At 66.9% G+C, this 19,539-nt stretch carries 16 protein-coding genes; 14 read left to right on the top strand and 2 right to left on the bottom strand.

Going from position 1 to position 19,539, the window contains the following annotated elements; all coding sequences use genetic code 11:
• Nucleotides 1–16 precede the first annotated feature (16 nt).
• Nucleotides 17–358, top strand: a complete 342-nt coding sequence (locus ABD974_RS13140) for a HesB/IscA family protein (protein ID WP_345303790.1) — start codon at nucleotides 17–19, stop codon at nucleotides 356–358.
• Nucleotides 359–423: 65 nt separating this feature from the next.
• Here the strand turns inward: ABD974_RS13140 and ABD974_RS13135 are convergent, their stop codons facing one another.
• Entirely contained in the window at nucleotides 424–684 is a 261-nt protein-coding gene (locus tag ABD974_RS13135) for a hypothetical protein (RefSeq protein WP_345303789.1), read from the bottom strand.
• 225 nt (nucleotides 685–909) lie between these two features.
• Between ABD974_RS13135 and ABD974_RS13130 the strand changes: the two genes are divergently transcribed.
• A complete protein-coding gene (locus tag ABD974_RS13130; protein ID WP_345303788.1) occupies nucleotides 910–2,685 on the top strand; it encodes a DUF885 domain-containing protein in 1,776 nt (591 codons plus the stop codon).
• A 76-nt stretch (nucleotides 2,686–2,761) separates the two neighbouring features.
• Here ABD974_RS13130 and ABD974_RS13125 read toward each other — a convergent pair whose 3' ends face one another.
• Nucleotides 2,762–4,426 (bottom strand): serine hydrolase, encoded by a 1,665-nt coding sequence (locus ABD974_RS13125; RefSeq protein WP_345303787.1) that lies wholly within the window; start codon nucleotides 4,424–4,426, stop codon nucleotides 2,762–2,764.
• A 206-nt stretch (nucleotides 4,427–4,632) separates the two neighbouring features.
• Between ABD974_RS13125 and rpsF the strand changes: the two genes are divergently transcribed.
• The 12 genes from rpsF (at nucleotide 4,633) to ABD974_RS13065 (ending at nucleotide 19,535) form a co-directional block, all read left to right on the top strand.
• A complete protein-coding gene (gene rpsF, locus ABD974_RS13120; RefSeq protein ID WP_345303786.1) occupies nucleotides 4,633–5,055 on the top strand; it encodes a 30S ribosomal protein S6 in 423 nt (140 codons plus the stop codon).
• A gap of 11 nt (nucleotides 5,056–5,066) precedes the next feature.
• Complete coding sequence (gene rpsR / locus ABD974_RS13115) at nucleotides 5,067–5,297, top strand: 30S ribosomal protein S18 (RefSeq protein ID WP_055247656.1); 231 nt, start codon at nucleotides 5,067–5,069, stop codon at nucleotides 5,295–5,297.
• Between the two features lie 176 nt (nucleotides 5,298–5,473).
• Nucleotides 5,474–5,926: a 50S ribosomal protein L9 gene (gene rplI / locus ABD974_RS13110; RefSeq protein WP_345303785.1), complete on the top strand. Its 453-nt coding sequence runs from the start codon at nucleotides 5,474–5,476 to the stop codon at nucleotides 5,924–5,926.
• Between the two features lie 226 nt (nucleotides 5,927–6,152).
• Complete coding sequence (locus ABD974_RS13105) at nucleotides 6,153–7,568, top strand: replicative DNA helicase (RefSeq protein WP_345303784.1); 1,416 nt, start codon at nucleotides 6,153–6,155, stop codon at nucleotides 7,566–7,568.
• 712 nt (nucleotides 7,569–8,280) lie between these two features.
• A complete protein-coding gene (locus tag ABD974_RS13100) occupies nucleotides 8,281–9,228 on the top strand; it encodes a lipase family protein (protein WP_345303783.1) in 948 nt (315 codons plus the stop codon).
• A gap of 165 nt (nucleotides 9,229–9,393) precedes the next feature.
• Entirely contained in the window at nucleotides 9,394–10,956 is a 1,563-nt protein-coding gene (locus ABD974_RS13095) for an Ig-like domain-containing protein (RefSeq protein ID WP_345303782.1), read from the top strand.
• A 114-nt stretch (nucleotides 10,957–11,070) separates the two neighbouring features.
• Nucleotides 11,071–12,279 carry an alanine racemase gene (gene alr / locus ABD974_RS13090; protein WP_345303781.1) on the top strand — a complete coding sequence of 403 codons (1,209 nt, stop codon included), beginning with the start codon at nucleotides 11,071–11,073 and terminating at the stop codon, nucleotides 12,277–12,279.
• Nucleotides 12,276–13,844 carry a cryptochrome/photolyase family protein gene (locus ABD974_RS13085; RefSeq protein ID WP_345303780.1) on the top strand — a complete coding sequence of 523 codons (1,569 nt, stop codon included), beginning with the start codon at nucleotides 12,276–12,278 and terminating at the stop codon, nucleotides 13,842–13,844. The genes alr and ABD974_RS13085 overlap by 4 nt, the downstream gene beginning before the upstream one ends.
• A gap of 8 nt (nucleotides 13,845–13,852) precedes the next feature.
• Nucleotides 13,853–14,614, top strand: coding sequence for an SDR family NAD(P)-dependent oxidoreductase (locus ABD974_RS13080; RefSeq protein ID WP_345303779.1), 762 nt, complete (start codon nucleotides 13,853–13,855; stop codon nucleotides 14,612–14,614).
• A complete protein-coding gene (locus tag ABD974_RS13075) occupies nucleotides 14,614–16,041 on the top strand; it encodes a cryptochrome/photolyase family protein (RefSeq protein WP_345303778.1) in 1,428 nt (475 codons plus the stop codon). The genes ABD974_RS13080 and ABD974_RS13075 overlap by 1 nt, the downstream gene beginning before the upstream one ends.
• A gap of 68 nt (nucleotides 16,042–16,109) precedes the next feature.
• Complete coding sequence (locus ABD974_RS13070; protein ID WP_345303777.1) at nucleotides 16,110–17,573, top strand: WS/DGAT/MGAT family O-acyltransferase; 1,464 nt, start codon at nucleotides 16,110–16,112, stop codon at nucleotides 17,571–17,573.
• 252 nt (nucleotides 17,574–17,825) lie between these two features.
• Nucleotides 17,826–19,535 (top strand): hypothetical protein, encoded by a 1,710-nt coding sequence (locus tag ABD974_RS13065; RefSeq protein WP_345303776.1) that lies wholly within the window; start codon nucleotides 17,826–17,828, stop codon nucleotides 19,533–19,535.
• Nucleotides 19,536–19,539: the final 4 nt, after the last annotated feature.

The following is a 19,539-nucleotide window of genomic DNA, read 5'->3' as shown; positions in this document are numbered from 1 at the left end:
GGCTACAATCCCGGACATGGCCATTTCCCTCGCACCCGCCGCCCTCGATCGCATCCGGGGCTACCTCGACGCCGCACCCGGCGCCCTCGGCCTGCGCTTCGGGGTCAAGCGCACCGGCTGCTCCGGCTGGAGCTACGTGGTCGATCTGGCCCGCGAGCCGCGCGACGGCGATGTCGTCAGCGAGCAGGACGGGGTGAAGGTGTTCGTGGACCCGGACAGCCTGACGCTGGTCGACGGCACCGAGATCGATTTCCTCAAGCAGGGACTGAACGAGCAGTTCGTGTTCCGCAACCCCAACGTCAAGGCCGAGTGCGGCTGCGGCGAGAGCTTCACGACCGACGCGGACAAGGCGGCCTGAGCCTTCATCCTCGGCACCGATTAACTCGGTGCCGAGGGGTTGTTCGCTTTCCTGAGTGAACCGGTTCAGGTGAACCGTTCTTTCGCCGGCAGATCGTGCATGAGGTTGATCTGGGATCCATCGGGGAAGCGCTGAGAGAACACAGTAAAAGATCCCCTTGCGCCTGAGGGTACGTTCCCAAGCACTTCGACATGCTGCCCGATTCGAAAATCCAGCAAAGCGAGCCGTTCTTTAATGGTTCCGGGTGCCGGCTTCAAGGACCAGGTGCTGGCTGTTTCCGTTCGCAGCAGAGCACATTCACCCAAGCTCTCGATCGTGCCGGTCATGCGTTCTAGTGACATCGGTCTACTCCGGTTATGTAGAGATTCTTCAAGCGCCATGAAGTTTCATGCATGACAAAATGTCATTTATATTCAACAACTTAAATGGCGCAGTCGGTATTCTTCTCCCCGCGCGGGCGTTTTGCAAGGGTCACGGCCTGACTTCCGTCCCATCCGGCTCGTCGCACCGGGGCGTTAGACTCGGGCCCATCACCCGTGCCGGAGTCGCCCATGTCCCGTCCTTCCCGTCGCCGGGCCGCCTGCGTTGCGCTGATGCTGCTTGCGGTCTCGCTGCTGGCCGGTTTCGCGCACGCCCAGTCGATCGACGAAGGCCAACGCCTTCATGACTTCTTCGCCCAAGAATGGGAGCGCGGCCTGCGCGAACGGCCGGAGGGCGCATCGTTCCAGGGCGATCTGCGCTTCAACGACCGATGGACCGACCAGAGTCTCGCCGCCATCGCCGGCCGCGAAGCCGCCGACCGCGAGGCGCTGGCGACGCTCAAGCGCTTCGACCGCAGCCGGTTGAGCCCCGCCGACCAGCTGAACTACGACACCGCGCTGTGGCTGCAGGAAACATCCGTGCAGCGGCAGGCGTTCCGCGAATACCTGCAGCCGATCGGCCACCAAGGCGGCGTCCAGACCGCCGATGGCGTCGCCGAGGCCCTGAATTTCGCCCGCGTCAAGGATTACCGCGACTGGCTCGCGCGGATGCGCGCACTGCCGGTCGCCGTGGACCAGACCATCGCCCTGCTGCGCGAAGGCGTGAAGGCCGGCAACCTGCCGCCGCGCGTGTTGATGCAGCGCGTGCCGCCGCAGATCGCCGCGCAGATCGTCGACGACCCCGCGAACAGCCCGTTCTACCGGCCGTTCGCGACATTCCCCGCCGGCGTGTCCGAGGCCGATCGCAGCGCGCTGCAGGCGGAAGCGAGGCAGGTCATCGCCGAGCGCATCGTGCCCGCTTATCGCAAGTTGCTCGCGTACTTCGAGCGGGACTATCTGCCGCGGACCCGCACCGGCATCGCGGTGTCCGACCAGCCCGGCGGCAAGGCCTATTACGACTTCCTCGCCGCCGACTACACCACCACCTCGCTGACCGCCGACGAGATCCACACCATCGGCCTGAAGGAAGTGGCGCGCATCCGCGCGGAGATGGAGAAGATCAAGGCCGAGGTCGGCTTCCAGGGCACGCTCGGCGAATTCTTCGCCTTCATGCGCACCGATCCGCGCTTCTTCGAGAAGGCGCCGGACGCCCTGCTGCAGCGCTATCGCGCGGTCGCCAAAAGGATCGATCCGGAACTGCTGAAGGTGTTCCGCATCATCCCGCGCCAACCCTACGGCGTGCGGCCGATTCCCGACAACATCGCCCCCGACACCACCACCGCGTATTACCAGCAGGGTGCGGCCGACGGCAGCCGCGCCGGGTTCTACTACGTCAATCTCTACAAGCCGGAATCGCGTCCGACCTGGGAAATGATCCCGCTGTCGCTGCACGAGGCGGTGCCCGGCCATCACTTCCAGTTCGCGCGCGGCCTCGAACTGCCCGACGCGCCGATGTTCCGTCGCACCGCGTATTTCGTGGCCTATGGCGAGGGCTGGGGCCTGTACGCCGAACAGCTCGGCTACGAAATGGGCCTGTACGAAGATCCCTACGACCGCATGGGCCAGCTCGCCTACGAAATGTGGCGCGCGGTGCGTCTGGTCGTGGACACCGGCATGCACGCCAAGGGCTGGAGCCGCGAGCGCGCCATCGCCTACTTCAAGGACAACGCGCCGAAGGCCGAGCTCGACATCGTCAACGAGATCGATCGCTACATCGGCACTCCGGGGCAGGCGCTGGCGTACAAGATCGGCCAGCTGAAAATCTCCGAACTGCGCGCCCGTGCCGCCGCGGCGCTGGGTCCGAAGTTCGACCTGCGCGACTTCAACGACGCGGTGCTCGAAACCGGTTCGGTGCCGCTGGAGACGCTGGAGCGCCACATCGACGCGTGGATCGCCGCAAGGCGTTGATGTCGTCGGCCGCATAGGGTGCGCCTCGGCGCACCGATCCGGGGTCGCGCGAAATGAATACGACGCGCCGGGGCGATCACCGCACCGGCGTCAGCACCAGATCCTGGAAATCGAAGCTGAAATCGGTGTTCGGCGAGATCGCTTCCATCCGCGCCTCCCGCGGCTTGCCGTCGGCGTCGAGCGCGAAGGTGACGAAGGCGTCGGCGTTGAGCCAGCGTTCGTCCCAGCGCACGAGGAAAGTGTCGTGCTGCCAGTGTTCGAGCGTGCCGACCAGCGATGCGGTGCGCGAGAAGCGCATCCGCAGACGGTTGCCTTCCTGCGCGATCGCGATGTCGCCGTACCACGGATCGCGCCACGTGCCCGCATACGCGCTCGGCGGCAGCGACGGCGTCGAGCGTTTCGCGCGCGCGGCTTCGTGCTTCGCCCAGCTGTCGTCGGCGTTCTGCCGCGATTTCGCCAGCGCCGCACCGTAGGCGGCGTTCCAGTCGGTCTTCGGCGCGTCGAGATAGGCGTCGAGCACGCGCAGCGTGATCGCGTTGAAGGCGCCGCCGAGTTCCGCGTTCGTCAGCACCACCACACCGAGCTTGCGGTCCGGGACCAGCGTGAGCCGCGACACCATCCCCGGCCAGCCGCCGGTGTGCCAGACCAGTTTCTGCCCGCGGTAGTCGGAGAGCATCCAGCCCTGGCCGTAGGCGAGGAAATTCGGTTTCGCCGGCAGCAGGGCGGGCAGCGAGGGCGTCGCTACCGGGATCGGCGTGATCGCCTGCCACATCTGCTGCTGGGTCTTTTCCTCGAACAACCGCAGCGTCTTGCCCTGCGCATCGACGTAAGCGCCGCCCGCCAACTGCACCCGCATCCACTTCGCCATGTCGTATGCGCTGGCATAGAGGCCGCCCGCGCCGGAGGCGTTGTGCCAGGTCAGCCGCGGCGCGGGCTGCAGATCCTTGAAGTCGGCGAGCGCGTAGCCGGTCGCGGCCCGGTCGCCGGGTTTGAGGGCATCGCTGTTGTAGCGGGTCTCGTCCATCCCCAGCGGCGTGAAGATGCGGCTTTGCAGGAAGGTCTCGAACGATTGTCCGCTGGCCTGTTCGACCACCAGTTGCGCCACCGCATACAGGATGTTGTCGTAGGCATAGCGGTCGCGGAACGAGCCCTTCAGCGGCACGTGGCGCAGGCGTTCGGCGACTTCGCGCGTGGTGTAGTCGGTGGTCGGCCAGTACAGAAGATCGCCCGCACCCAGGCTCAGGCCGCTGCGATGGGCCAGCAGATCGCGGATGCGCATCTCGCGGGTGACGTAAGGATCGGCCATCTGGAACCAGGGCAGGCGGTCGACGACGCGATCGTCCAGCGACAGCTTGCCTTCCTCGGCCAGCATGTTCAGCGCGGTGGCGGTGAAGGCCTTGGTGTTCGAGGCGATCGCGAACAGGGTGTGCCCGTCCACCAGGCCCTTGCCGATGTCCCGCTCGCCCCAGCCCTTCGCCATCACGATCTCGCCGTCCTTGACGATGGCCACCGCGATCCCCGGCACCTGGAAGGTCTTGCGGACGTCCTCGACGTAGGTGTCGAGGTCGGCCAGTTGCGTCGGCAGCGATGCGGCGGACGGGGCGGAGGCGGCCGGCGTGTCCGGCGCGGCGATGGCGATCGGCGTGCCGAGCAGGCCCAGGCCGACCCCGAGCCAGAGGGATGACCAACGGGACGGCCAACGGCGAGTGCGGGCAGGGGGCGGCGGCGGGCAACCGGGCATGGGGCGGGTCCGTGGTCGAAAGCGCGCACTATGCCCGGATCGGGCCGGGGTGCCGAGGTTTGCGGCCAAGTGATTGATCCGTCATACTGGCCGGCTCCCGAGGGCGTTGTCCGCCCGACGGAGACCTTGCCCCACCACCGCCAACGCGGCGACCGGGGGGCTTTCGGCAGGCAATCCCGCCGCCGATATCCACAAGGAATACCACCATGCGTCATTACGAAGTCGTCTTCATGGTCCATCCGGACCAGAGCGAGCAGGTGCCGGCGATGATCGAGCGCTACAAGTCGCTCGTCGAGACCGGCAGCGGCAAGATCCACCGTCTCGAAGACTGGGGCCGCCGTCAGCTCGCGTATCCCATCCAGAATCTGGTCAAGGCCCACTACGTGCTGATGAACATCGAGACCGATCTCGCTGTTCTCAACGAACTGGTCGACACCTTCCGCTTCAACGACGCCGTGCTGCGTCACCTCGTGATCAAGCGCGACGGCCCGGATACCGAGCAGTCCCTGATCATGAAGAACAAGGACGACAAGGACAAGGCCGAGAAGGGCGATCGCCGCCGCCGCGATGACGACGGTGCCATCGGCATCGCCGACAGCGAAGAAGCCGCCGAACCCGCCGAAGCCTGAGGAGCCCGACCATGTCCAAGTTTTTCCGCCGCCGCAAGTTCTGCAAGTTCACCGCCGAGGGCGTGAAGGAGATCGATTACAAGGATCTCAACACCCTGCGCCAGAACCTCACCGAGAACGGCAAGATCGTGCCCAGCCGCATCACCGGCACGAAGTCGAAGTACCAGCGCCAGCTCGCGACCGCCGTCAAGCGCGCGCGTTTCCTGGCCCTGATTCCGTACACCGACAACCACAACGTCTAATTGTCATCCCGAGTCCGGGCATGGCCCGGTCGAGGGATCTGCTTTTCGAGTGCTCGAACGATTTCCGAGATCGAAAAAACAGATTCCTCGCATTCGCTCGGAATGACAGTGCCCTGTCATTCGGACAGCCACCAGTTGCGGCGCGATCGCGTCGCTAACGAATACGGAATCTTCCAATGAAACTGATTCTCCTGCAGAAAGTCGTCAACCTCGGCAGCCTCGGCGACACCGTCAACGTGAAGCCGGGCTACGGCCGCAATTACCTCGTGCCGCAGGGCAAGGCCGTTCCGGCCACCGCCGCCAACGTCGCGATGTTCGAAGCCAAGCGTGCCGATTTCGAAGCCAAGGCCAAGGCCCTGTCGGACGACGCCGAGAGCCGCCGCAGCGCCCTCGACGGCGTCAGCGTCACCATCAAGGCCAACGCGTCGACCGAAGGCAAGCTGTACGGCTCGGTCGGCCCGCGCGACATCGCCGAGGCCCTCACCGCCGCCGGCCACAAGGTCGGCAAGTCGGAAGTGGTCATGGGCGAAGGCCCGCTGCGCCACATCGGCGAACACGAAGTCATGGTGCATCTGCACGCCGACGTCGAAGTGCCGGTCAAGATCGTGGTGGAGCCGGAAGCCGCGTAAGCCGCTTCCCGCCCCATCGCAGCACCGGAACGGGCGCCCCAGGGCGCCCGTTCTGCTTTGCGGCAGCGATCAGTCGCAGTCGGTGAGACGGACAGGGAGTGGACTTATCCACAGCTTGTTCCATCGCGGCTCCACAGCCGGGGTCATTACGATGACCGCATCACCCGTGCCCCTTCCCGCGTCCCCACCGATCGCCCCGACCGGCGATCCGGAGCATCCAGACCCGATGGCCTTCCGCCCCAACGCCTATGGCGACAACCGTCGCCGCGACAGCTTCAGCGACGCCCGCGTCGAGCAACTGCGCATTCCGCCGCAGTCGATCGAGGCGGAGCAGGCCGTACTCGGCGGCCTCATGCTGGCGCCCGACGCCTACGACCGCGTCGCCGACCGCCTGAACGAGGAAGACTTCTACCGTCGCGATCACCAGTTGATCTACCGCGCGATCCGGGAACTGGCGGAGAAGAGCAAACCCTACGACGCGGTGACCCTCGGCGAGTGGTTCGAATCCAACGGGTTCGCCGAACAGGTCGCCGGCGGCGCCTATCTCATCGAACTGGCCAGCACCACGCCGTCGGCCGCGAACATCGGCGCCTACGCCGAGATCGTGCGCGACAAATCGATCCTGCGGCAGCTGATCGAGGCCGGCACCGGCATCGTCAACGACGCCTTCCAGCCCGACGGCCGCGACAGCGACGAGATCCTGTCCCGCGCCGAGCAGGAAGTGTTCGCGATCTCCGAAGCGCGCGCCCAGGGCCGCACCGATTTCGTCGCGATCAACAAGGCCATGGCCGAGGCCTTCGACGTGCTGCAGACGCGCTACCAGAACGGCGGCGGCGTCACCGGTCTGCCGACCGGCTACACCGAATTCGACGAGATGACCGCCGGCCTGCAGCCGACCGACCTCGTGATCCTCGCCGCGCGTCCGGCGATGGGCAAGACCACGTTCGCACTGAACATCGCCGAACACGCCGCGATCAAGACCAAGAAGGCGGTCGCGGTGTTCTCGATGGAAATGTCGGCCTCGCAGCTTGCGCTGCGCCTGATCTCGGCCAACGGCCGCATCAACGCCACCCGCCTGCGTACCGGACAACTGGAAGACGAGGACTGGAGCCGGGTCAGCGGCGCGATCCGCATGATCAAGGAAACCAAGATTTTCATCGACGACACGCCCGGTCTGTCGCCCGAATCGCTGCGCGCGAAGGCGCGCCGGCTCAAGCGCGAACACGGTCTCGGCCTGATCGTCATCGATTACCTGCAGCTGATGGCGGTGCCGGGCAACACCGAGAACCGCGCGACCGAAATCTCCGAGATCTCGCGCTCGCTCAAGGGTCTCGCGAAAGAGCTCAACGTGCCGGTGATCGCGCTGTCGCAGCTCAACCGCTCGCTGGAAACCCGCGCCGACAAGCGCCCGGTGATGGCCGACCTGCGCGAATCCGGCGCGATCGAGCAGGACGCCGACATGATCGTCTTCATCTACCGCGACGATTACTACAACAAGGAAAATTCGCCGGACAAGGGGCTCGCCGAGATCATCATCGGCAAGCAGCGTTCGGGTCCGACGGGTTCGTTCAAGCTGAAGTTCTTCGGCGAGTACACGCGGTTCGACAATCTGGCGTTCGATTCGGTGGGGAGTTTCGAGTAATGCAGGTCCGAAGTAGGCTGGGCTGAGCGCAGCGAAGCCCAGCGTCTGCCAAGAATCGACGAACGAAGTGCTGGCCGCTTGCGATGTTCGTGATCTGCTGCTGCCATTGCGGCGATCATCGCAGTCACCGCCCCGCGGTGCTGGTTCGCCGTCCTCTCGCCATTGGCGAGTCATTTTTTGCATGTAATGCCTGGAACTTTTCCGCGCTGGAGCGCGGGTCACTTTCTTTGGCGCAAAGAAAGTAACACTGCGCCGCTTGCGGCGCGAACGGCGAAGCCGGCCCGAAGGGCGAGCACCGAAGGTGCGAGTCAAGAAACACTCAGGTCCAATTCAAATCTGCCGGCTGCGGCATGGCTGGGATTTTTCGACAAGGCATCCCTGCCTTGTCGAAAAACGGCAGACCTCCTGTCTGCCGCCCTCCGGGTCTCCGATTGCGGGAAGCGGCATCGTCGCTGGCCGATCGTCGGGACGAATTGCGCTGTTGTCGCCGGTGCTGTGAGTACGGCATGCGAAGCGCCACAGTTGAAAGCCGTCTCGTCTGCATGGAGTTGCCGCATGTACCCGGGGCGCCGTTGAGTCTTTGGGCATTTGACCGCCGCCGCGGGGCGGGTGCAGACTCCGGAAGCCCCGCAACGGGGCAGGGCATTCGCCCGCGAAACAAGGGGCGATCCGACCGCAACGCATCTGCAGCTCGACGCCAAGGGAGGCGCGCATGGACGTATTCGATCAGATCGGCCGCAATTACGACTGGTATCCGAACACCGCGATCGCGCTGTGCGCGATGTCCTACGACGACATGGGCGCGATTCCGCGTGAAGTCGCGACGCAGACCGGGTTGCAGGTGGTCTGGGGGCCGGCGGAGCTGGCGGGCTGGGATGGCATCTCCTACAGCCGTGCGTTCGTCGCCGGCAACGCCGCGACCGGCGAATATTTCGTGGTCATCCGCGGCACCAATTTCGAGAGCTTGAGCAGTTGGCTGAAACAGGATTTCGATCTGGACAAGGCCGTGCCCTTCGGCGAGTTGCCGGGCGCGCCGCCGCGGGTGCCGGCCGATGCGCTGATCGCGAAGGGCAGTTTCAACGGCATGGCCGACCTGATCCGCCTGCGCGATCCGAACACCCGCACCTCGATGGTGGAATTCCTGTCGACGCTGAAGCCGCGATTCCTGTACGTCACCGGGCACAGCCTCGGCGGCACGCTCACGCCGACGCTGTTCGCCTATCTCAACGCGATGCTGTACGGCGGCGGGCCGGTCACCAACATGGCGCTGTGGTCGTTCGCCGGGCTGACGCCGGGCGGCACCGGCTTCAACGCCTACTTCAACACCGTGCTGCCGAATGCGCAGGGGTTCCAGTGGCGCATCCACAACAGCCTCGACATCGCGCCGTTCTGCTGGTGGTCGTTCGCGGGCATCCAGCAGGTCTACGTGCCCTACGGTCTGCACTGGGATTTCATCGACAAGGATCTGGTCGCGGATCTCTTCCACGATGCGGCGAAGGCGGGCATCGGCTACGCGCATCCGCAGGCGGGTCTGCAACTGCCCGGTGCCTTCGTCCACGGCATCATCGATGGCGACATCTGGGCCGCGCAGGCGCTGCAGCAGCATCATCCGGCGACGTACCAGGGCCTGGTGGCGAACCGGTTCCCCAACCGCGGCTGAGGTGTCGCGGGCCCCGCGCCGGCCTGCGCGGACGATGCAGGGACGCGTCGTTCTCAATCCGTGAGAGGGTACAAGTGCATGATTTCCTTCCGGTTCCGGCGGGTTCCGGCAGGACGCCTCCCGCCGTGTTCCGGGACTTTGGAATCCCTACGGACAGGAGATCGCATGAACATTCGAAACACCCCGCGACGCGCGTGGCGCGCCGCGGTCGTAATGGCCGCGCTCGCGTCGACCGTCGCCATCGCGCCGGCATCGGCCGAAGGCACGCTGGTGCCGGCCCCGCAGCGCGTGGACATGGTCCACGACGACAGCCGCGGCATCGTCTACATCACCCAGGGCGGCGAAGTGCTGCGCTACCGCATCGCGACCGGCGAGTTCCTGTCGCCGATCGTGCTCGGCGGCGCACTGAAGGGCCTGGATCTCTCGAACGACAACGCCACTCTCGCGGTCGCCGACGACGTGTCGGACAGCGCCAACGCCTGGGTGCACCTCGTGTCGCTGGACGACCTGAGCGTCGCGAAGGCGTCGTTCGCCAAGCAGAGCACCTACGAAAGCGGCACCTTCTCGGTGCGTTACGCCGCCGACGGCAAGCTCTACGCCACCAACGATTTCTGGGGCTCGGGTTGGGTCGGCCTGCGTCGTTACGATCCGGCGACGCAGGCCTGGACGACGCTGGCGTCGGTGCAGCAGGCGACCATGCTGTCGCCCAGCGGCGACGGCGACAGCATCGCGTTCGCGGAGTCGAATATCTCCGACGGTCGCTGGGGCCTGATCGACGTGCCCAGCGGCGGCATCGTGCGGCGTCAGGGCTATACCGACGGTACGTCCTGGTTCAATTTCGAGATCGGCAGCGACCGGCTCGGCAGCCAGTTCGCGATTCCGACCTACGGCGGCACCTTCGTCTACGACGACGCGTTCCGGAAGGTTGCGACCCTGGGACAGTACGCGGGGCCGCAGCCGATCGGCGTGGCCTACCACCCGGTGGAACGCACCGCGTATTTCCCGTGGTCGGGCGGCGGCTCGGTGCGGGTGTACGACATGAACACCTTCAGCCAGATCGCGAGCCACGATTTCGAGGACAGCTTCGCCAGCACCGGCAATCACGCCTTCGTGCAGGGGCGCACGCGGTTGTCGCGCGACGGTTCGCTGCTGATGGTCTCGGTGACCGGCGGCGTGCGCTATCTGCAGACCTACGCGCCGCTGGCGGCGGCGCCGGTCTCGGCGAACGCGGTGGCCGGGGTGCCGGTCTCGATTCCGCTGCAGGGTTCGATCGGCAACGGCGGCGCGCTGGAATACGCGATCGTGCGCGCAGCGACGCACGGCAGCGTGTCGCTGACCGGCGCGGTCGCGAGCTACGTCGCGCAGCCGGGTTACGCGGGCGGCGACAGCTTCCGCTACCGCGTCCGCTACGGCAGTGCGGTGCGCGAGGCCGAGGTGCAGATCGCGGTGACCGTGCCGAACGCCGCGCCGCAGGCCTCCAACGACACCGCGTTCGCGCGTCGCACCGCGATCCTGATCCCGGTGCTGGCCAACGACAGCGACCCGGACGGCGACCCGCTGACGATCACCGGCGTCACCGCGCCGCGCGTTGGCACGGCGACGATCGAGGCCGGCAAGATCCGCTTCACGCCGCCGCGCAGCTGGTCGGGTTCGGTGAACTTCGTCTACACCGTGTCCGACGGTCGCGGCGGCACCGCCTCCGCGACGGTCACCGTCTATCGCTTCTGATCCGCACCAAGCCCGATGCCGCCGGCGCCTGCCGGCGGCATCGTTCGGCGGCATCGCTCGGTGGCGTGGCCGCGCTGCGCATGAAAAAACGCAGGCCGCGCTCTACACTGGCGCATGGCCGTACCGACCTCATATTCCGCCGCTTCCGCGGCCTCCGACGACATCGACGCGCTGCGCCATCGCCATGCCGAGGCCAGCGACCGTCCGACTCGCATCCGGGTCGATCTCGACGCGCTCACCCACAATCTGCACGCGCTGCGCGCGAAGGCCGGCGCGCCGGTGATGGGCATCGTCAAGGCCAATGCCTACGGCCACGGTCTGGTGACGGTCGCGCGGCATCTGCAGGCGCAGGGCGTCGAACAACTCGGCGTCGCCTTCCTCGAAGAGGGCATCGCCCTGCGTCAGGCCGGCGTGCGCGTGCCGATCCTCGTCCTTGGCGGCATCTTCGGGCCGCAGGTCGCGCAGTTCATCGTCCACGATCTCGAGATCACGGTGTCGTCGCTGGACAAGCTGCGCCAGGTCGAGGCTGCGGCCGAAGCGTTGGGCCACAGGGCCACGATCCATCTCAAGCTCGACACCGGCATGGAACGCATCGGCGTGCACAGCTACAACGCCGGTCCCTTCATCGAAGCCGCGGTCGCGTCGTCGTGGTGCGTGGTGAAGGGCGTGTATTCGCACCTGGCCTGCGCCGACGACCCCGCATCGCCGATGACCGCGGTCCAGCTCGAACGTTTTCTCGACGCCTGCACGCATTTCGAACGCATCGGCGCGCCGATGCCGCTGCGCCATCTCGCGAATTCCGGCGGCGTGCTGCATTTCCCGGAGACCTGCCTCGACATGGTGCGCCCCGGGATCGCGCTGTACGGCGTGCTCCCCGATCCCGCGTCGCGGCGCACGGTCGACCTGAGGCCCGCGCTGTCGCTGGTCTCGCAGGTGGTGTACTTCAAGGTGGTCAAGGCCGGCCACAGCGTCAGTTACGGCGCGACGTGGACGGCGCCGCGCGATACCCGCGTGGTCACCGTGCCTATCGGTTACGGCGACGGCTATCCGCGCGCGCTGTCGTCGCGCGGCGACGTGCTGATCCGCGGACAGCGCCATCCCATCGTCGGAAGGATCTGCATGGACCAGTTCATGGTCGACATCGGCCCGCAGGGCACCGCGTACAACGAAGACGACGTGGTGCTGATCGGCCGCCAGGGCGATGCCGGCATCGACTGCGAGTCGGTCGCGATCGCCGCCGGCACCATTCCTTACGAAATCCTGGTCGGCCTCAACGACCGCATTCCGCGCGAATACCGCGGCGGCGGGCTGTCGGATCGATGACCGCCGCGGTGCGCGATCTGGTGGTGGTGCTCGGCGATCAGCTCGACGCCGCGTCCGCGGTGTTCGACGATTTCGATCCCGCGCGCGATGCGGTGTGGATGGCGGAAGTCGCGCATGAGGCGACGCAGGTCTGGAGCACGAAGGCGCGGATCGCGATGTTCCTCACGGCGATGCGTCATTTCCGCGATGCCCTGCTCGCCCGCGGATTCCGGGTCGAATACCGCGCGCTCGACGCCCACGACCACGCGTCGCTGGAGGATGCGCTCGCCGCCGATCTCGCACGGCTGAAACCGACGCGCGTGCTCGCGGTGAAGCCCGGCGAATGGCGGCTCGCGCAGTCGCTGCCGCAGGTGTGCCGCGCGGCCGGCGTGGATTGGGTCGAGCGCCAGGATCTGCATTTCTACGCCACGCCCGAAGACTTCGCCGAATGGGCCAAGGGCAGGAAGGAACTGCGTCTGGAGTTCTTCTACCGCTGGCTGCGCAAGCGCGAAGACGTGCTGATGGACGATGGACAGCCGGTCGGCGGGCGCTGGAATTTCGACAGCGAGAATCGCGAGACCTTCGGCAAGAAGGGCCCCGGACGTTTGCCTGCGCCGCGCGCGTTCGGGATCGACGCCACGACCCGCGCCGTCGTCGATCTGGTGAACGCGCGTTTCGCCGAACACCCGGGCCGGCTCGACGCGTTCGATTGGCCGCTGACCGCGGCGCAGGCGGAAGACGCGCTGCAGGACTTCATCGACCACCGCCTGCCGCTGTTCGGCCGTTACCAGGACGCGATCTGGGCGGGCGAGCCGTGGCTGTACCACTCGCGGCTGTCGGCGGCGATGAATCTCAAGCTGCTGTCGCCGCGTCGCGCGGTCGACGCGGCGCTGGCGGCGTGGCGCGAGGGCCGGGCGCCGATCGAAGCGGTGGAAGGCTTCGTCCGTCAGATTCTCGGCTGGCGCGAATACGTGCGCGGTGTGTACTGGCTGCGGATGCCCGGGTTCCTCGACGACAACGCCCTCGGCGCCGACCAGCCGCTGCCGGCGCTGTTCTGGACCGGCGAGACGCGGATGGCGTGCATGCGCGACGCGCTGCGGCAGACGCTGGATCTCGGCTACGCGCACCATATCCAGCGATTGATGGTGACCGGCCTGTTCGCGCTGCTGCTGGGCGTGCGCCCGCGCGAGATCCACGCCTGGTATCTCGCGGTCTATGTCGACGCGGTGGAGTGGGTGGAATTGCCGAACGTGCTGGGCATGAGCCAGTACGCCGACGGCGGGCGGATGGTCTCGAAGCCGTATGCCGCGTCGGGCAAATACATCCAGCGCATGTCCAATCACTGCGCCGGGTGTCCGTTCGATCCGGCCGAGCCGCTGGGCCCGAAGGCCTGTCCGTTCACCACGCTGTACTGGGATTTCCTCGATCGCCACGCCGCGCGTTTCCGCGATCACCCGCGCGCGGGCATGCAGTGGCGCAATCTGGACCGTCTGGCGCCCGAGCGGCTGGACGCGATTCGGGCCCGCGCCGCGGCCCTGCGTCGCGCGCTGGCGGAAACTGCAACCATTCCGCCGTCGGACCCGTAGAGCAGGGCATGAACACATCTCCCGACGTTTCCCAAACCTGTCTCATCACCGGCGCCTCCGGCGGCGTCGCCACGGCCCTGGCCGCCATGCTGCGCGCGGAGGGCTGGCGCCTGGCGCTGGTCGGCCGCGACCGCGGTCGCCTCGCACCCGCCGAAAGCGATGTCGCCATCGAGGCCGACGTGTCCACCGAAGCCGGCGCCCGCGATGCCTTCGAGACCGCCAAGGCCGCTTTCGGCCAGGCCCCGGATGCGGTCGTCAACTGCGCCGGCGCTGTGCTGATCGCGCCGATCGGCCGCACCAGCGAGGCGCAGTACCGCGACTGCCTCTCGGCCAATCTCGATACCGCGTTCTTCGTGTCCAGGGCCTATGTCGCCGCGCTGCAGGCGGAAAAGCGCGGCGGCGCCCTCGTGTTCTTCAGTTCGGTGGCGGCCGGCGTGGGCGTGGGCAACCATCCCGCCATCGCCGCGGCCAAGGGCGGCGTGGAAGCGCTGACCCGCGCGCTCGCGGCCGATGCGTCCAGCCTCGGCCTGCGGGTGAACGCGATCGCGCCGGGCCTGATGGACACGCCCGCCACCGCGAAATTCGTGTCCAGCGATCTGGCGCGCCGGGCGGTGTCGGCGCAGTATCCGCTGGGCCGGCACGGCACCGCGGACGATGCCGCGGCGCTGGCCGCGTTCCTGGTGTCGCCGCGGGCCGGCTGGATCAGCGGCCAGATCATCGCGGTCGACGGCGGCTTCCTGGGCGTGAGGCCCGCAGTCAAGGTGAGTTGATGGCCAACGCGATCGTCTGGTTCCGCAACGACCTGCGGCTCGCCGATCATCCGGCGCTGCAGGCCGCGCTCGACGGCGGCTATGCGCCGATCCCGGTCTACATCCACGCACCGGAAGAGGAAGGCGACTGGGCCCCCGGTGCCGCGGTGCTCGCATGGCGACACCGGTCGCTGGCGGCGCTGGACGCCGAACTGCGGCGTCGCGGTTCGCGCCTGCGCATCTTCCATGCCCCGAGCCTGCAGACCCTGCAGACGCTCGCCGCCGCCTGCGATGCGGAAGCGGTGTTCTGGAACCGCCGTTACGAACCGGCGATCGAGAAGCGCGACACCGCGGTCAAGGCCGCGCTCCGGCGCCAGGGGCTGCGTGCGGAAAGCTTCAACGGCGCGCTGTTGATCGAGCCGTGGAAGCTGCTCAACAAACAAGGCGATCCCTACAAGGTGTTCACGCCGTTCTGGCGCAGCGCCGCGGCGCAGCTGTCGCTGCCGTCGCTGCGCGACGCCCCGGCGACGCTGCCGCGGGTCGACGACGGCCCGCATGGTTTGCCGCTGGACGCTCTGGGACTGGCGCCGGCGCTGGGCTGGGACGCGGGCTTCTGGGAACGCTTCGAACCCGGCGAAACCGGGGCGCAGGCCGCGCTGCAGGCGTTCGCCGCGGGCGCGGTCGGCGAGTATCTCGACGAACGCGATCGCCCGGACCATGCCGGCACCTCGCGTCTGTCGCCGCATCTGCATCACGGCGAGATCGCGCCCTGGCGCATCGCCGCCACGCTGCGGGCGCTGCCACCCAGCGCGCCGCAGGCGCAGATCGACGGTTACGTCCGCCAGCTCGGCTGGCGCGAGTTCGCGTATCACCTGCTGCATCACTTCCCGCATACGCCCGAGCAGAACCTCAATCCGCGCTTCGCGGATTTCCCGTGGGCGCGGGTGGACGAACGCCTGCGCGAGGCCTGGCGCCACGGTCGCACCGGCGTGCCGATCGTCGACGCCGGCATGCGCGAGCTGTGGCACACCGGCTGGATGCACAACCGCGTGCGCATGATCGTCGGCAGTTATCTGTGCAAACACATCCGTTACCACTGGCGCGAAGGCGCGCGCTGGTTCTGGGACACGCTGGTGGATGCCGACCTTGCCAACAACACCCTCGGCTGGCAGTGGATCGGCGGCACCGGCGCCGACGCCGCGCCGTATTTCCGGATCTTCAACCCGGTGACGCAGTCGGAGAAATTCGATCCGGACGCCGCGTATCTTGGCCGCTGGCTGCCGGAACTGGCGCGGCTGCCGAAAGATCTGCGCCACGCCCCGTGGACCCAGCCGTCCACGCTGGCGCGGCTGGCGCCGGACTACCCGCGCCGGCCGGTGGTCGATCTCGCGCAGGGCCGCGAAGCCGCGCTGGCGGCGTACAAGCGCGTTGGCGGGGACCGCGAATGAGGCGACGCGGCTCGCGTTGACCGCGGCCCGGGCCCGTGATTCACTCCCGGGCAGGTAGGGAGGACACCATGGCCGACGAGACATCCGCAAAAAAGCCCGCGTTCAAGCGCCCGCGCCGCGAATCGATGTCGCGGGTCGACACCGCCTGGCTGCGGATGGAACGGCCGACCAATCCGATGATGATCACCGGCGTGCTGATGTTCGACGAGCCGATCTCGCTCGCGAAACTCAGGAAGGTGATCGAGAAACGCTTCCTCGCCTATACCCGCTTCCGGATGAAGCCGGTGGAGACGCCCGGCGGCATGTCGTGGCAGGACGACGAGGATTTCGATCTCGACTGGCACGTGCGGCTGTCGGCGCTGCCCGGCCGCGCCGACCAGAAGGCGCTGGAGCGCTTCGTCAGCAATCTCGCGTCCAGCCCGCTCGACAAGACCAAGCCGCTCTGGCAGTTCCATCTGGTCGAGAAATATCACGGCGGCTCCGCGCTGGTGTCGCGCATCCATCACAGCTATGCCGACGGCATCGCCCTCGTGCAGGTGCTGCTGTCGCTCACCGACACCAGCGCCCATCCCGAGAAGGGCGCGCCGCTGGCAGAGGCCTGGCTGAAACAGGACGGCGCCAAGGTCGCCCGCCGCGTCGGCGCGGTCGAGCGCTACGCCAAACTCGGCACGAAGATGCTCGAAAAGGGCATGGACATGTATCGCGACCCGACCCTCGCCGGCGTGCTGGCGAAAGAGGGCGGCGACATCGCCCGCGAACTGGTCCAGGCGCTCGCGCTGCCGGACGACCCGCCTTCGCTGCTGCGCGGCAAACTCGGCGTGAGCAAACGCGTGGCCTGGGCGCCGCCGCTCGATCTGGAGGAAGTCAAGGCGGTGGGCCGCGCCTGCGACTGCACCGTCAACGATGTGCTGATGGCCACCGCCGCGGGCGCGCTGCGCGATTACATGATCGAACGCGGCGAGCACGTCGAAGGCATGACCCTGCGTGCGACCGTGCCGGTGAACCTGCGTCCGCTCGAACACGCGCGCAAGCTGGGCAATCACTTCGGCCTCGTCTTCCTCGATCTGCCGGTGGGCATCAGCAATCCGATCCGCCGCCTGGAACATGTCGCCGAGTGCATGCACCAGCTGAAGAATTCGCGGCAGGCGATCGTCGCCTACGGCCTGTTGGCGGCGTTGGGCATGGCGCCGGCGGCGGTGCAGGAACTCGCGCTCGACCTGTTCAGCCGCAAGGCGACGACCGTGGCCACCAATGTCCCCGGCCCGCAGCAACCGCTGTATCTGGCCGGCGGCAAGATCCGCGAAATGATGTTCTGGGTGCCGCAGACCGGCTCCATCGGCATCGGCATGTCGATCCTGAGCTACAACGGCAAGGTCCACTTCGGCCTGATCTCCGACGCCAAGCTGGTGCCCGATCCCGACGGCGTCATCCGCCGTTTCGCCGTCGAATTCGAGAAGCTGCTGTACCTCACCCTGATGGGCAACTGGGAACAGCCGATGGATTCGGTGGCGGCGGAAGCGTTGTTGAGCTGAATCGCCGATCCGATTCGGCGGTACCGATCCGGGCAAGGGAGTGCGTCCGGCCGGACCTTCATCGAGAAGTCTTCCGCCGATCGACACGCGATCGATGCCTCGTCCGCCGTCGTCCGCTGCCCGGTCTCATTCGTTGCGCCGGCCGCGCGTATGCTGGGCGCCTGATCGCCGATGACGGCGCGCGTTGCCGGGCCGGGTGCGTGCGGGGCAGGTGGAGCCGATTCCACCGATCACGATGGACAAGGAGCGGACATGAGTATCGGTTCACAACGATGGATGCGCGCGCTGATCGCCGCGGGCGGTCTCTGGCTGGCGCTGTTCGCGGCATCGGCGCAGGCCCAGGTGTGGAGCCTGAGCAAGCCTCAGCGCCAAGCGTATCTGCGCTATTACGCGCCGATCATCCTGCATCGCGCCGACGAGAACAACGGCAAGATCGGCCGCGATTGGATCAGCAATTTCGATTTCGACCGGGACGGGAATTTTTCCAACAATCGCAACAATTGGATGCAGACTCCGCAGTACATCCAGGCGGGTGGAAATCCCAACAGTGCGTATGCGAACTGGCGGATCCGGCCCACGCTCTACACCGCCCTGATCGAGTACATGGAAGGCGGCAGCAAATCGCTGGTCCTGCTGTATCACGTCTATCACGCATCGGACAAGAACGGCGATGCGATCCACGACTGGGAACGCATCGAGATCCACGTCCGCGGCGTCGCCGGCACCCCCGGAACACTCGGCGAATACGTGAGCAATACCGCGACCACGCTGCATACCGAGCACATCGTCCGGGTGTATTCGGATTACACCGATCTGAACTTCATGCAGACCGCGACCGGTCGGCATCTGATGGTCTGGCAGGCCGACGAGAACGGCGGCTGGCCCAACGAGCGCGAACACGAAATCCACTACGTGCAGAATCCCTACAGCTGGATTTCCGGCCGCGTGGCGATGGGCAGCGCGAAGGCGGAAGTCGACATCACCGACGATGACGACAAGAAGAACGTCCACTACGTGTTCGTGCCCGAGGACTCGTCCGCCGCCGTCGCGGGCTGGAATGCGCGACCGCTGGCCTATGCCACCGCCGCCAGCCAGTACAGCGGCCGCGACAGCGGAGACGGCGTGAACTGGTCGGGCGTCCCGAGGGTTACCTACGAACTGCAGGATCTTGCCGATCTGCACCGTTCGAGCTGGCAGGGTGCGTATTGGCAGCAGAACTGGACCGCGGACGTCACCGACGACATCCTGCTGGAGAGCCCGATCCTCGACGAATCGGGCGGCGTGGAAGTGCCTGCGGGTCTGCACAGGTTTTATCTCGGCTCGCGCGATGCCTACAAATCCAGCCAGACCGACGGACGCGAAGGCTTCGCGCACAAGAAGTGGTTCTGGGGCAGCTATTCGGCCGAACGCAATTCCGAGATCACGTACTCGTCGGACGATTGCGGCGGTTTCGCGGGGCTGTGCCTCGACAGTTTCGGCTGGAGCCGGGGTGCGGTGAGCGGTCGTTACGACTCGCACGGCAATTACTGGTGGCAACACGATTATTTCGCCCACACCGGCCAGATCAACAGCAGCGAGCATTACGAGGCCGGTCAATGGCTAGGCGCGAACTGGTACCGGGCCGAATACGGCGGTTTCGACGGCCGCTGGGTGCAGTTGTTCGACGATCGACCCAACGATCAGCCGATCGCGCCGCTCGTGTTGCGCCTCTATCTGCCGGATGATCGCTGCACGGATGAACTTTGGGTCACTGCGACGGCCGTGGGCGGGCAGGTGCCCTACAGCTTCTCGTGGACCGACGCCATCGCGTATTCGCCCGCGAACTACACGCCCAATAGCGCCATCGTGCCGTCTTACGCCTTGGCGCTGGTGACGCTGACGAGTGCGGATGGTCAGGTCCGTTCGCAATACGTCTACCACGAGCCCGATTGCGGCGGTGGTTTGGGCGGTGTGCTGCAGTAGCAGG

The sequence above is a fragment of the Lysobacter hankyongensis genome (assembly GCF_039543145.1).
Taxonomy (GTDB): Bacteria; Pseudomonadota; Gammaproteobacteria; order Xanthomonadales; family Xanthomonadaceae; genus Lysobacter_I; species Lysobacter_I hankyongensis.
Note: the sequence above shows the minus strand (reverse complement) of the source record. Positions and strands in the feature narration are given on the sequence as shown.